The 13,376-nt window shown below is 69.2% G+C and carries 10 protein-coding genes; 6 read left to right on the top strand and 4 right to left on the bottom strand.

What is annotated here, in order from left to right:
* Positions 1 to 142 precede the first annotated feature (142 nt).
* Positions 143 to 775 carry an NAD(P)-dependent oxidoreductase gene (locus HHX35_RS21145; RefSeq protein WP_182900480.1) on the bottom strand — a complete coding sequence of 211 codons (633 nt, stop codon included), beginning with the start codon at positions 773 to 775 and terminating at the stop codon, positions 143 to 145.
* A gap of 52 nt (positions 776 to 827) precedes the next feature.
* Here HHX35_RS21145 and HHX35_RS21140 point away from each other — a divergent pair, with 52 nt between their 5' ends.
* Positions 828 to 1,307, top strand: a complete 480-nt coding sequence (locus HHX35_RS21140; RefSeq protein WP_182900479.1) for a MarR family winged helix-turn-helix transcriptional regulator — start codon at positions 828 to 830, stop codon at positions 1,305 to 1,307.
* Here HHX35_RS21140 and HHX35_RS21135 read toward each other — a convergent pair.
* Complete coding sequence (locus tag HHX35_RS21135; RefSeq protein WP_182900478.1) at positions 1,304 to 2,494, bottom strand: MFS transporter; 1,191 nt, start codon at positions 2,492 to 2,494, stop codon at positions 1,304 to 1,306. The genes HHX35_RS21140 and HHX35_RS21135 overlap by 4 nt on opposite strands.
* A 717-nt stretch (positions 2,495 to 3,211) precedes the next feature.
* Here HHX35_RS21135 and HHX35_RS21130 point away from each other — a divergent pair.
* From HHX35_RS21130 to HHX35_RS21110, 5 genes are all read left to right on the top strand, one after another.
* A complete protein-coding gene (locus tag HHX35_RS21130) occupies positions 3,212 to 3,904 on the top strand; it encodes a phosphoribosylanthranilate isomerase (RefSeq protein WP_139579700.1) in 693 nt (230 codons plus the stop codon).
* A complete protein-coding gene (gene upp, locus HHX35_RS21125; protein WP_139579701.1) occupies positions 3,901 to 4,584 on the top strand; it encodes a uracil phosphoribosyltransferase in 684 nt (227 codons plus the stop codon). Before HHX35_RS21130 ends, upp begins: the two co-directional genes overlap by 4 nt.
* A 261-nt stretch (positions 4,585 to 4,845) precedes the next feature.
* Positions 4,846 to 8,943: an amino acid adenylation domain-containing protein gene (locus HHX35_RS21120; RefSeq protein ID WP_182900477.1), complete on the top strand. Its 4,098-nt coding sequence runs from the start codon at positions 4,846 to 4,848 to the stop codon at positions 8,941 to 8,943.
* A 9-nt stretch (positions 8,944 to 8,952) separates the two neighbouring features.
* Positions 8,953 to 9,894, top strand: coding sequence for a pseudouridine-5'-phosphate glycosidase (locus HHX35_RS21115; protein ID WP_182900476.1), 942 nt, complete (start codon positions 8,953 to 8,955; stop codon positions 9,892 to 9,894).
* Between the two features lie 204 nt (positions 9,895 to 10,098).
* The gene (locus tag HHX35_RS21110; protein ID WP_259405251.1) at positions 10,099 to 12,006 is read left to right on the top strand and encodes an adenylyl cyclase; all 1,908 of its coding nucleotides are present in this window, start codon (positions 10,099 to 10,101) and stop codon (positions 12,004 to 12,006) included.
* Between the two features lie 53 nt (positions 12,007 to 12,059).
* Here HHX35_RS21110 and HHX35_RS21105 read toward each other — a convergent pair whose 3' ends face one another.
* Positions 12,060 to 12,488, bottom strand: coding sequence for an SRPBCC family protein (locus HHX35_RS21105; RefSeq protein ID WP_182900475.1), 429 nt, complete (start codon positions 12,486 to 12,488; stop codon positions 12,060 to 12,062).
* A 70-nt stretch (positions 12,489 to 12,558) separates the two neighbouring features.
* Entirely contained in the window at positions 12,559 to 13,230 is a 672-nt protein-coding gene (locus HHX35_RS21100; protein ID WP_182900474.1) for a class F sortase, read from the bottom strand.
* Positions 13,231 to 13,376 lie beyond the last annotated feature (146 nt).

Genomic DNA, 13,376 nt, shown 5'->3' with positions numbered 1-13,376 from the left:
CAAGCGCCTCATATCGCTCCCTGATTCGCGGCACGGGATGGAAATCCTGCCGCCCGCGAATCACGAAGTGATCTCGAAGGCGGGCGTTTTTTCACTCTTCATCGATTTCCGTACGCCCGGCTGAGCCGTGGTCTGCCAGAAGTCAGTACGCGACGGTGAAACGGGTCCGGTGGTGGCGCGGCCGTTCGGCTTCGTCAAGCAACGCCACCGCGAGGTCCTCCATAGAGATCCGGGACTCGCCGTCGGCGTCGACCACCAGCTTGTCGCCACCCACCCGGTACACGCCGGTCCGCTCGCCGGGGACGAGCAGGTCGGCCGGGCTCAGGTAGGCCCAGTCCACGATGGTGTTGGCCCGGCAGGCCGCCAGTTGCTCGACGCACGCCGCCGCGATCGGCAGCAGGAAGGACGGATAGCCCGCCCGGTCCATCAGGCGGCCGCCGCCCTCGACGGTCAGGCTGCCCGCGCCGCCGACGAGCAGCAGGCGTACGCCGGTCTTGGCACACGCCGCGAGCAGCGTGGTGGCGACCGTGACCAGTTGGCCCTCGTCGCCGGGCGCCGGGCAGGTCGCGGTGATCACCAGGTCCTGCCCGGCGGTCAGCGCGACGACGTCGTTCACGTCGGTCGCGTCGCCGACCCGGGCCCGTGCCTCGCCGGGCAGTCCGGCGAGCCGTACCGGATTGCGGGCCACGCCGGTCACCTCGTGTCCGCGGGACACGGCCTCGGCGACGACGCGCCTGCCCACGTTCCCGGTCGCCCCGAACACTGTGATGCGCATGCCGCTACTTCCTCTCGATTTGGGGGGGTGCCGCGGGCGGTACCCTTGCCGTGTGCCGGATCATGTGGACAACGTCCTGCAGCAGTGGGCCGATGCCCGCCCTGACCTGGACGTGTCCCCGATGGCGGTCTTCGGCCGGCTGTCGAGGCTGACGCAGCTCGTCAACAACGAGCTGCGCCGCACCTTCGCCGCTCACGACCTGGACCCCTCGTCGTTCGACGTCCTGGCCACCCTCCGCCGCGGCGGCCGGCAGGCCCCGGCCGAGCTGATGCGCTCCGCCATGATCACCTCAGGGGCGGTCACCCAGCGCCTCGACCGGCTGGAGGCGCGGGGCCTGGTGACGCGGACGCCCAGCGACGTCGACGGCCGTGGTGTCCACGTCGATCTGACCGACGCCGGTCGCGAGCTCATCGACCGGGCGCTGCCCGACCACGTGGACACCGAACGGCGCCTGCTCGCCGGGCTCACCCCCGCCCAGCGGGAGAACCTGGCCGAGACCCTCAGGCAACTGCTGATGTCGCTGGGCGACTAGACCCGCTTGGCGGCGGACACCACCAGCGACGTCAGGATCACGAGCCCCGCCGCGACCCACAGCACACCGGTCACCGCGACCGCCCCGACGATGAGGCTGGCGAACAGCGCTCCCAGCGCGATCGCCAGGTTGAACATGCAGGTGTTCAGCCCGGTGGCGGCCTCGATGCCCTGCGGCGCCGCCTTGATGATCCAGGTCTGCACGCTCACCGGCAGGCCGCCGAACGCGAAACCCCACGCGATCAGCAGGATCGACCCGGTGACCGCGTTGCCGCCGAGGAACGGGAACGCCGCCAGGATGACCGCGAGCGCGACGCTGACCACGACGATCGTGCCGCGGACGTTGCGGCCCGCCCACGAGCCGGCGATGAGGTTGCCGACCATCCCGGCCACGCCGTACGCGAGCAGCAGCGGGCCGACGAACGCCGCGCCGACCCCGGAGATGTCCTGCAGGATCGGGCTGACGAACGTGAAGGCGCCGTAGTGCCCGGACACCAGCAGGAAGGTGGCGACGACACCGATCCGGACGGCGGGCGTGCGCAGCTGCTCGCCCAGCGTGCGCAGCCGGACGGGCTCGGTCGCCGGCATCTTCGGCAGCAGCACGGACAGCGCGATCACCAGCAGGAGCGCGACCGCGGCGACCGCGCCGAACGCGATGCGCCAGCCGGTGAGCTCGCCGACGAGCGTGCCGGCGGGGACACCGAGGACGTTGGCGGCCATGGCGCCGAAGAAGATCAACGAGGTGGCCTTGGCGACGTGCGACTCGGGCACCAGCCGGACACCGAGGCCCGCGGCGAGCGACCAGAAGCCGCCGATGCTGACGCCCACGAACAGCCGGGCCACCATCAGCACGGCGTACGTGGGGGTCACCGCGGACACGACGTTGGCCACCAGCGCCAGCAGGATCAGGCCGAGCAGGACCACCCGCCGGTCCAGCCCGCGGATCGCCACGGGGAGCAGCGGCGCGGTGACGGCGGCGACCAGGCCGGACACGGTCACCATCAGGCCGACCTCGCCGTCGGTGACGTGCAGGCCGTCGCCGATGGCCGTGAGCAGGCCCATGGGCAGGTTCTCGACGGTCACCACCAGGAAGGTCCCCAGCGCGACGGCGATCACCGCGATCCAGTTCTTGAGGGGGACGCGATCTGGCCTGTCGGTCCCGGCGGAGACGGACTCGATGACTGTCATCTGGTTCCTCCTGTGCGCGTGGGCCCGGTCCGGGCAGGCGTGAACGAACGTCGTGCGTCGGTTGGGTCGAGCTGTCGTGCCGATCGGCCCCGGCGGCCGTGGATCAGTGGCAGGCAAGTTCGCTTAGCACTAAGAGACATTACCTTAGTGCTAAGCGATTGGCCAGACGGGAGGCCGTCCGGGTTCGAGGTGCGCGGGCCGGTGGCGGCACCCGGGCAGCGTGGACGGGCGCGAGATCCGGTGATCGCGGCGCCCGGTGCCCGGGAACCGCGCCGGCGAACGATCCGGGGAAAGCGCTTGCTTGTGGTGCATTCTCACCACCGTTTCTCGCGCGTGCTCGTCGGGGCACTCCGAAACGGAGGCTAGTTCCGCGTTTCCCGCCGGGTCAACGAGACTCGCACGCGACTCGGGGCGGGCCGTCGAACGATAGGGGTTGTAAGGGGTTGCGGGCCGTCTCTTCCGCGTTCGGACCCGGGGCACCCGAAAAGTCCAAAGGTGTCACGGATCGTCCTGACATGCTGTGGGGCTGCTAGGGGTTGTGGGAAAAGCCCGCCGCCGCGAATTCTGAATAGGCCCCGCAGGCCGGAGTATTCGCGCCGTTGCGAATTCCATCCCGAAAGGCCGAACTTTCGCGGGCTGCTCAATGCCATCGTTCGTGGCCGATTGCAATTCGTTTCCGACCGAGGCCGCTCAGGCCGGTTCGAAAGGCGGGTCAACATGCAGGGACTGATTCAGGTAGCCGGTGTCATCGACCAGGCCGAGGCGGACCTGATCCGCGAGGAAGGCGCGGACTGGCTCGGCTTCGCCTTGCGGCTGCCGGCGAAGAACGAGGACCTGTCCGAGGAGGAGGCCGCGGCGATCGTCAAGGAGATCCAGCCGGAGCACAGGGGCGTCGTGATCACCTACCTGACCGACGCCGAAGAGATCAAGACCTTCTGCGAGGAGCTGGGCGTCACCGCGATCCAGCTGCACGGCGACGTGACGGGCGAGGAACTGCGGAAGCTGCGGCGCATCGCCCCCGACCTGTACGTGCTCAAGAGCCTCGTGGTCAAGCAGGACAACCTCGACGAGCTGGCCAAGATCGTGGACGAGGCGGCCGAGTGGGTCGACATGTTCATCACCGACACCTTCAACCCGGCCACCGGTGCCAAGGGCGCCACCGGACTGCTGCACGACTGGTCGATCAGCGCGGAACTGGTCCGGATCTCACCCAAGCCGCTGATGCTCGCCGGCGGGCTGAACCCGGACAACGTCGCCGCCGCCATCGCCGAGGTTCGCCCGGCCGCGGTCGACGCGCACACCGGCCTGGAGGACCCGGTGACGCGCCGCAAGGACCGGCTGAAGGTGCGCAAGTTCGTCCAGGAGGCCCGCAGGGCCTTCGCCCAGCTGGAGGCGGGTGAGAAGGCATGACCATCACGGCGACGCAGGCGGCCGGCACCACGAACGACACCGTGCATCTGCTGCCGCAGACCAGGCAGTTGCGGGCGCTGCACACGATCATCCGCGACCGGAACGCCGACCTGGAGCGCTTCGTCACCACGTCGGGCCGGATCATCCGCCAGCTCATCGAGACGGCCATGGATCTCCTGCCGTTCGAGCCGCTCGACGTGCAGACCCCGGTGGGGCGCACCTACCACGGCCTGCGGCCGGCCAGGCCGATCTGCGGGGTGTCCGTCCTGCGCGCCGGGGAGAGCATGGAGCACGAGCTGCGTGTGATGTCGCCGGGAGTGCGGATCGGCAAGATCCTCATCCAGCGGGACAAGGTCACGAAGCTGCCGCGGCTGTACTACTCCGCGCTGCCCGCGGACATCGACCGGCACAGCGTGCTGCTGCTGGACCCGATGCTGGCCACCGGCGGGACCGCGCTTGCCGCCATCGAGGTGCTGCTCGCCCACGGGGTCGCGGAGGACGACATCGTCTTCGTCACCCTGCTGTCGGCGCCGGAGGGCATCGACGCGGTCCACGCGCGTCACCCGAACCTGCGGATCGTGACCTCGGCCATCGAGGAACGGCTGAACGAGAACGCCTACATGATCCCCGGCATCGGCGACTTCGGCGACCGCTACTTCGGTACGGACGTCCCACGTTGACGCCTCCCCTCCCCTGAGGGGAGGGGATTCCAACCGTCGCCGGCCAGATTCTTCCTGCTCCACCGGCGACAGCCCCGGGACGAACCCACCCCAGGGTTTCACGTGGCCTCCACAGGCTTCACGTCCCGTCGGCCCGGCGGTAGGCCCGACCGGCCTGCGGCGCAGGCCGGTCACCCCCGCGGGTGAGCGCGGAAACGGGTGACGGCGTCCGAGGGCCACGGCTTCCCAGTAACCCTTGTCCGTCCATCGCAGGGGGAGGAAATGATCACCACTCCAGTCGCTGAAGCGAGGCGGGAATCACCCGAGGACACCTGTCTTCCCGATCTGCTCGACGCTCAGGCCCGGTTGCGCCCCGACGCCACGGCGGTCGTCTGCGGAGAGCGGCGGCTGACCTTCCGCGAGCTCGCGGAGGGCGGCGCGGCCCTCGGCGGGCACCTGCGGGAGCTCGGCGTGGACCTCGACGAATGTGTGGGGCTCTTCGTAGAGCCGTCGATCGACCTGATGGTCGGCGTATGGGGGATCCTGCGGGCCGGCGGCGCCTACCTGCCGCTGTCCCCCGAATACCCGGAAGAGCGCCTCCGCTACATGATCGAGGACGCGGGCGTGCGGGTCGTCGTCACCCAGGACGAGCTCGTGGACAGGCTGACCGAGCTGGCGCCCGCGGGGACGCGGATCGTCACCCTGAAGGACGCGGAAGGGGTCGCGGGTTCGCCCGGAGGCGACCGGCACTCCGACCGCCACCCGGGCCTGCGTCCCGGCAACCTCGCGTACGTCATCTACACCTCCGGCAGCACCGGCAAGCCGAAGGGCGTGATGATCGAGCACCGCAGCATCGTCAGCCAGATGCGGTGGCTGCACGCCGGCTACGGGATCGACCAGGACAAGATCATCGTGCAGAAGACGCCGATGAGCTTCGACGCGGCGCAGTGGGAGATCCTCGCGCCGGTCTGCGGCTCCGTGGTCGTCGTGGGCCCGCCCGGGGTCTACCGGGACGCCGAGCGGCTGATCGACGTCATCAGGACGCACGACGTCACCACGCTGCAGTGCGTTCCGACGCTGCTGACGGCGCTGCTGGACACCGAGGAACTGCAGAGCTGCACCTCGCTCACGCAGGTCTTCACCGGCGGCGAGGTCCTGTCCAAGGTGCTGGCGACGAGCTTCTTCGACGCCATGCCCGGGTGCGCGCTGGTCAACCTGTACGGCCCCACCGAGTGCACGATCAACTCGTCGGCGTACACCGTGGACCCGGCGACCGTCGACGAGGGCCCGAACGCGATCTCGATCGGGGCGCCGGTCGACCACACCGACTACCACATCCTCGACCTGGCCGGGGCGCCTGTGGCCGTCGGCGAGATCGGCGAGCTGTTCATCGGAGGCATCCAGGTGGCCCGCGGCTACCTGCACAAGCCCGAGCTGACCGCCGAGCGGTTCGTGGACAACCCGCTCGGCGAGGGCAGGCTGTTCAAGACCGGCGACCTCGCGTACTGGAACGCCGACGGCACCGTCCAGTTCGTCGGCCGCGCGGACAACCAGGTCAAGCTGCGGGGGTTCCGGGTCGAGCTGGACGAGATCAAGCTGGCCATCGAGACCCACGAGTGGGTCAAGCACGCCGCGGTCATCGTCAAGGACGACCCGCGCACCGGGTTCCAGAACCTGATCGCCTGCGTGGAGCTGAATCCCAAGGAAGCGGCGCTGATGGACCAGGGCAACCACGGCGCCCACCACCAGTCCAAGGCGAGCCGGCTCCAGGTCAAGGCGCAGCTGTCCAACGCCGGGGTCAGGGACGCCGCGGAGCTCGACGGCAGGCCGGTGATCGACCTGCCCGGCAAGCAGGCGACCGCGCGGCAACGCGGACTGGCGTTCGCCCGCAAGACCTACCGGTTCTACGAGGGCGGGGAGGTCGGCCGGGGCGACATCCTGAAGCTGCTGGACAGGAAGACCGAGGGCGCGCGCTCCCGCGGCCTCGACACCGTCGGCCTGGAGGATCTCGGCGAGATCCTGCGCTACCTCGGCCAGCACCTCAGCGAGGAACGCCTGCTGCCGAAGTACGCGTACGCCTCGCCAGGGGCGTTGTACGCGACGCAGCTCTACCTGGAGATCAACGGAATCGGCGACCTCCGGCCGGGCTTCTACTACCACCACCCGGTGGAGCACCGGCTCGTGCTGATCGGGCCGGCCACCGGGGGAGCGGAGCCTCAGGTGAGGCTGCACTTCGTCGGCAAGAAGCGGGCGATAGAACCGGTCTACAAGAACAACATCCGCGAGGTCCTGGAGATCGAGACCGGCCACATGGTCGGCCTGTTCGAGGAGGTGCTGCCCGACTACGGCCTGGACATCAGGCCCCTGGAGTACGCGCCGGCCACGAAGGACCACCTGGACTGCGCCGCCGAGGACTACTACCTCGGCACGTTCGAGCTGGTCCCCTACGCGGGGCCGCGCCAGGACGAGGTCGACCTCTACGTCCAGGCGCATCCCGGGAAGATCGCCGACCTGCGGGCGGGCCAGTACGCCTACGAGAACGGGCGGCTGCGGCTGATCTCCGACGAGCTCATCCTCAAGAAGCACGTCATCGCGATCAACCAGCAGGTCTACGACCGGTCGAGCCTCGGGATCTCGGTGATCAGCAGGAACGCCGAGGACTGGCTGCACTACATCGACCTGGGACGTACGCTGCAGCACCTGTCGATGAACGACGTCAACATCGGGTTCATGTCGTCCGGATACAGCTCCAAGTCCGGCGACGACCTGCCCTCGGCGCGCCGGATCGACGGCATCCTCCGCTCCAACGGCCGGCCCACCGGCCCGTCCTACTTCTTCATCGGCGGCCGCGTGAGCGACGAGCAGCGGCTGAGCGAGGGGATGAAGGAGGACTCGGTCCACATGAAGGGACCGGCGGAGATGATCAGGGACGACCTGATCAACTTCCTGCCGGACTACATGATCCCGAACAAGGTCGTCGTGCTGGACCGGCTCCCGTTCACGGCGAACGGGAAGATCGACGTCAGGGGGCTGGCCGAGTCCGACGCGACGAACGTGGACAACGCCGACCGGCCGTACGTCGCGCCGCGGACGATGACCGAGCGCAGGATCGCCGAGCTGTGGAAGAAGGCGATGAAGCGGGAGACCGTCTCGGTGGAGGACGACTTCTTCGCCTCCGGTGGCAACTCGCTCATCGCCGTCGGGCTGATCAACAAGATCAACCGGGAGTTCTGCGGCTCGCTGCCCCTCCAGGTGCTGTTCGAGTGCCCCACCATCGAGAAGCTCGCCCGGCGGCTCGACGGAACCGAGTCCGAGGCGTGCTCCCGGCTCGTGCCGTTGCAGCGGGAGGGCTCCGACCAGCCCATCTACTGCTGGCCGGGCCTCGGCGGCTACACGATGAACCTGCGCACGCTGGCCGCCAGGATGGGCGCCACCCAGCCCTTCTACGGAATCCAGGCGTACGGGATCAACCCCGAGGAGGTGCCGTACGCGACCATCGGCGAGATGGCGGCCGAGGACGTCAAGGCGATCCGGCGGCTGCAGCCGTCCGGTCCCTACACGCTGTGGGGATACTCGTTCGGCGCGCGCGTCGCGTTCGAGGCGGCCTACCAGCTGGAGCAGGCCGGTGAGCGGGTGGAGCACCTCTTCCTGATCGCGCCGGGCTCGCCGAAGGTCCATCTGGCGGGCACGTCCGAGCACGAGCGCGAGGCGGGTTTCGGCAACAAGGCGTACGTGACGATCCTCTTCTCGGTCTTCGCCGGCACGATCACCGGGCCGCTGCTGGAACGGTGCCTGGCCGAGGCCGTGGACGAGGAGAGCTTCGCCGCCTTCATCCACCGCACCTTCCCCGACCTGGACATCGACCTCGTACGCCGGATCATGCGGGTGGTGGGCGAGACCTTCGAGTTCAGCTACACCTTCCGCGAGCTGGCCCAGCGAAGGATCGACGCACCGATCACCATCTTCAAGGCCAGGGGCGACGACTACTCGTTCCTGGAGAACAGCAGCGGCTATTCGGCGACGGCCCCGGTCGTCGTCGACCTGGAAGCCGATCACTACGGCCTGCTCAAGGAACCGGAGATCGACGAGCTGGTCGCAGCCATCAGGGATCGTCTCGGGACGCACCGTAAGGAGATCATCATGCCGCACGTCAGCATCAAGCACTTCCCGGTCCCCCTCACCGAGCAGCAGCACTCCGACCTGGTCGCCGCGGTGACCAAGGCGATGACGAGCGCCTTCGGCTGTGAGGAGGGCTCAGTGTCGATCATCCTGGAGCCGGTCGCGAAGGAGCAGTGGGACGAGAAGGTCTACATCCCGGAGATCCTCAACCAGAAGCACAAGCTGAACAAGCTGCCGAACTACGGCCCGGCCGCGAACTGAGAGGCGACGATGACCCGGGAGCATGGGCGCGTCCCGCTGGTTTACAGCGAGGAGGTCGCGGACGCACTCGCCGAGAGGCGGCCGGTGGTGGCGCTGGAGTCGAACGTCATCACCCACGGCCTGCCCTATCCGGACAACGCCGCGACCGCGCGGAAGGTCGAGGACGCGGTCCGGGCGGGCGGCGCGATCCCGGCCACGATCTGCGTCGAGGGCGGCCGGATCAAGGTCGGGATGACGGACGAGGACGTCGAGCGGTTCGCCTCGACGCCCGGCATCCCCAAGGTCAGCAGCCGGGACCTGCCGGTGATCCTGGCCCAGGGCGGGCTCGGCGCGCTGACGGTGGCCAGCTCGGTGGTGGCGGCCGAACTGGCCGGCATCCCGTTCTTCTCGTCGGCCGGCATCGGCGGCGTGCACCGGGGCGCGGAGAAGACCATGGACGTCTCCTCCGACCTGATCCAGTTCACCCGGTCGAAGGTGGCCGTCGTCTGCGCCGGGGCCAAGAGCATCCTCGACCTGAACCTGACGATGGAGTATCTGGAGACCCACTGCGTGCCGGTGGTGTCGTACCGGTCGGACGACTTCCCCGCGTTCTACTGCATCTCCAGCGGCATCCGCAGCCCGCAGCGGCTGGACGACGAGCGGGTGATCGCGCGGGCCGTGGAGAACCACTGGGCGCTCGGCAACAACAGTTCGTTCCTGATCACCACGCCGGTGCGGGAGGAGGACGCGATCGACGCGTCCGAGGTGGACGCGGCCATCGCCGGTGCGATGGCCGCCGCCGAGCGGGACGGCGTGCGCGGCAACGCGATCACCAAGTATCTGATGCGCGCCGTGGACGCGGCCACCGAGGGCCGGTCGTCCAAGGCGAACATGTCCGTGCTCGTCAGCACGGCGGAGGTCGGCGGGCGCCTGGCCGCCGCCCACGCGCGGTATCTCGAAGAGACCGCCTGATCCGAGCCCTGGACCGCCCCGGAGCCTGCCCAGCTCCGGGGCGGTTCGGCGTCCTGGGGGAGCCGTATCCGAAAAATCAAGGGATAGCGCCGGGGCCGGTCCGCGCGGTACAAACATCCCACACATTTTTTCAGGGCTTGATACAAGGCGGGCCCGCGAGAGAGCGCTCTCTCGGCTGCGTACGCAGCGGAAAGGACGAACCGTATGACGACCCAGACTCCTGACATTGGGAGTCCCAGGAGGCGGCGCTCCGGCCGCCGGTTGATCGGCCGGGCGTTCACGTTCGGTCTCGTGCTGACGACCGCCGTCGTGACGGCGGGAACGACGGCCGCCACCGCCGCACCGGCCAACGGGAACCACGGCGACCACGGTGGAGCCCTCGACCTCGGGCCCAACGTCATCGTCTTCGACCCCGGCATGCCGGTCGACCAGATCCAGGCGACCCTGGACGCGGCGCACTCGGCGCAGGTCGACAACGAGATGGGCACCGAGCGCCACGCCTACCTCTTCAAGCCCGGCACGTACGGCACCGCCGAGCATCCGCTCCAGATCAAGGTCGGCTACTACACCGAGATCGCCGGTCTCGGTGCCTCGCCCACCGACGTCGTCATCAACGGCAAGGTCGAGGTCTACAACCGCTGCCTGGAGAACAACGGCACCGGCAACTGCCTCGCGCTCGTCAACTTCTGGCGCACGCTGTCGAACCTGTCGATCGCCATCAACGCGGCGGGCCAGGACGGCTGCCGCCAGACGGCGAACTTCTGGGCCGTCTCCCAGGCGGTCTCCATGCGCCGCCTCAACGTCAGCGGCGGCACCCTGTCGCTGATGGACTACTGCACCGCCGGCCCGCAGTACGCCAGCGGCGGCTTCATCGCCGACTCCCGGCTGCCGTCCGTCACCAACGGTTCCCAGCAGCAGTGGCTGACCCGCAACACCGAGCTCGCCGGGTGGTCCAACGGCGTGTGGAACCAGGTCTTCTCGGGCGTCGTCGGCGCGCCGGACGAGTCCGAATTTCCGAACCCGCCCTACACCACGGTGGAGAACACCCCCGTCAGCCGGGAGAAGCCCTACCTGTACGCCGACGCGCAGGGCAGGCTCAACGTCCGCGTGCCCGCCGCGAGGAAGAACACGCGCGGCGTCTCATGGGCGGACGGCATGACGCCGGGCCGTACGGTGCCGCTGTCGGACTTCTACGTCGCCAAGCCGTCCGACTCGGTGCAGGTCATCAACAGCCAGCTCGCGCGCGGCAAGAACCTGCTGCTCACGCCCGGCGTGTACGACATCGCGCGGAGCATCGAGGTCAAGCGCCCCGACACGGTGGTCCTCGGTCTCGGGCACGCCACCCTCACCGCCGTACGCGGCGCGATCCCGATCGACGTCGCCGACGTCCCCGGCGTGGTCGTCGCCGGCGTCACCGTCGACGCGGGTCTCCAGAAGTCCCCCGTCCTGCTGCGGGTGGGCAGGGAACACGGCGGCCACCGCACCTCGGCGGACAACCCGACGACCCTGTCCGACGTGTACTTCCGGGTCGGCGGGCCGCACGTCGGCAAGACCGAGACCGCTCTCGAAGTCGACAGCGACAGCGTGCTCATCGACCACACCTGGGTGTGGCGCGCCGACCACGGTGTCGAGGGCTTCACCGACACGCAGCGCTGGAACACCAACATCGGCCGCTACGGCGTCGTCGTCAACGGCGACCACGTGACGGCGACCGGCCTGTTCGTCGAGCACTTCCAGCGCTACAACACGGTCTGGAACGGCGAGGACGGCACGACGATCCTCTACCAGAACGAGCTGCCGTACGACCCGCCGACGCAGGCCGACTGGATGAACGGATCCGTGGAGGGCTACGCCGGCTACAAGGTCGGCGACCACGTGAAGAGGCATAACCTCCACGGCGCGGGCGTCTACGTCTTCAACCAGAACAACCCGCAGATCCACACCGAGAACGGCTTCGAGGCGCCGCAGACCCCGGGCGTGCGGCTGCACCACATCATGACGGTCAACCTCAGCGCCGGGACGATCGACCACGTCGTCAACGGCGTCGGCGACGCGGCCGACACGACCAAGGTCGGCGCGCCGCAGTACGTCGCGGACTACCCGGCCCAGTAGTCACCCGCGTGGGCCGGGGTCCCCGGACTCCGGCCCACCGCCGGCAGAACCGCTCACGCGGCGTCGCCGGACTCGCAACGCCGTCTGAGGCTCTCCGCCTCCGTGCGTACGTACCTGCGGGTGCGGCCGCCGACCAGCAGGCCCATCAGCGGCGCCAGCGGTCCGGACTGGTCGATCCCGAGCAGGACCGACACCCCCCTTTCCCGGGGCGTGAGCACGTGCGTCCCGACCGTGGTGACGCCCCCGCCGGTCGCCTGCCAGGCGAAGGAAGCGCCGTCGGTGAACTCGGTCACCTGCCAGACCATCGGGGGAAGCCCCGGCTGCTTGATCCGGACCCGGCTGCCGAGGCTCAGCGGGCCGTCGCCGAGGGGCTCGACCGTGGTCATGGTGGGGGTGAACTCGGGCCAGCCGGCGACGTCCGTCATGACCCGCCAGACCCGCTCCGCGGCGGCGTCGATGTCGACGCTGGTCTCGAACCGCATGCCCGCCGTCACTCCCTCTTCGTCTCCGACCCGATCGGCCCGGCGGCTCGTGCGAGAGCCGCGGACACCCTCACGATGATGCAGCCGTCCCCCGCGGTCGATCAACGGGGCGAGGGCCGGCGACGAGGTGGGCGTAGACGATGACATTGTCGCGGTAGTGGCCACTGCCGGTGTCGAAGGCTCCGCCACAGGTGATGAGGCGCAGACCGGGGAACTTCACCATTCCGTAGACCTTGCGGGTGGGGAAGCGGTCCTTCGGCACGCTCTCCAGGGAATCCACCTCGAAGATCGCCTGGGTGCGGTCCTTCCTGGAGATCCTCACCGTGTCGCCCGGCCGCAGGTCCCCGAGCCGGAAGAAGACGCCGGGCCCCTTCTTCGAGTCGACGTGACCGGCGATGACCGCGGGGCCGGGCGACCCGGGTGACGGGCCGAGGCGGTACCACCCGGCCTCGTCGACCCTGTCGAGAGGCGGGACCTCCAGCGTCCCGTCCGGATTCTTGCCCAGCGTCATCAGCGTGGTCCGCACCCCGATCCTCGGAATCTCCAGCATGACCGGTGGTGACGACGACAGGGCGCGCGCGGTGGCCTTCGGATGCGCCCGGGGGGCGGAGGCGCTGACGGGAGGCGCGGGCGGCGCCGCCTGACGGTCGCCGGAGCGCCCGGCGGCGACAGTGAAGGCGACCGTGACGGCGACGGCGGCCGCGGACAGGCCCAGAAGGACGGCGACAGCGGCCCTGCCCATTTCATCACCGTTCCCGCGCTGAAATCTCCCGGCACATCTTATGTCGCTTTGATGTCAACCAGTCACCCCCGTCACGCGTGTAACCTTCTGGTAGTAGTCACCACAATGCGGCGGTTTGCTGGGATCTGGACGGTTTTAAGTGGTTC

Source organism: Microbispora sp. H10830, assembly GCF_014161375.1.
GTDB lineage: Bacteria > Actinomycetota > Actinomycetes > Streptosporangiales > Streptosporangiaceae > Microbispora > Microbispora catharanthi.
The sequence above is the reverse complement of the archived record's forward strand: the minus strand, read 5'-3'. Positions and strand labels throughout refer to the sequence as shown.

Coding starts and splice junctions, on each gene's coding strand:
- HHX35_RS21145 (WP_182900480.1), bottom strand. CDS start 775: ATGCGCATCACAGTGTTCGGGGCGACCGGGAACGTGGGCAGGCGCGTC.
- HHX35_RS21135 (WP_182900478.1), bottom strand. CDS start 2,494: ATGACAGTCATCGAGTCCGTCTCCGCCGGGACCGACAGGCCAGATCGC.
- HHX35_RS21130 (WP_139579700.1), top strand. CDS start 3,212: ATGCAGGGACTGATTCAGGTAGCCGGTGTCATCGACCAGGCCGAGGCG.
- upp (WP_139579701.1), top strand. CDS start 3,901: ATGACCATCACGGCGACGCAGGCGGCCGGCACCACGAACGACACCGTG.
- HHX35_RS21120 (WP_182900477.1), top strand. CDS start 4,846: ATGATCACCACTCCAGTCGCTGAAGCGAGGCGGGAATCACCCGAGGAC.
- HHX35_RS21115 (WP_182900476.1), top strand. CDS start 8,953: ATGACCCGGGAGCATGGGCGCGTCCCGCTGGTTTACAGCGAGGAGGTC.
- HHX35_RS21110 (WP_259405251.1), top strand. CDS start 10,099: ATGACGACCCAGACTCCTGACATTGGGAGTCCCAGGAGGCGGCGCTCC.
- HHX35_RS21105 (WP_182900475.1), bottom strand. CDS start 12,488: ATGCGGTTCGAGACCAGCGTCGACATCGACGCCGCCGCGGAGCGGGTC.
- HHX35_RS21100 (WP_182900474.1), bottom strand. CDS start 13,230: ATGGGCAGGGCCGCTGTCGCCGTCCTTCTGGGCCTGTCCGCGGCCGCC.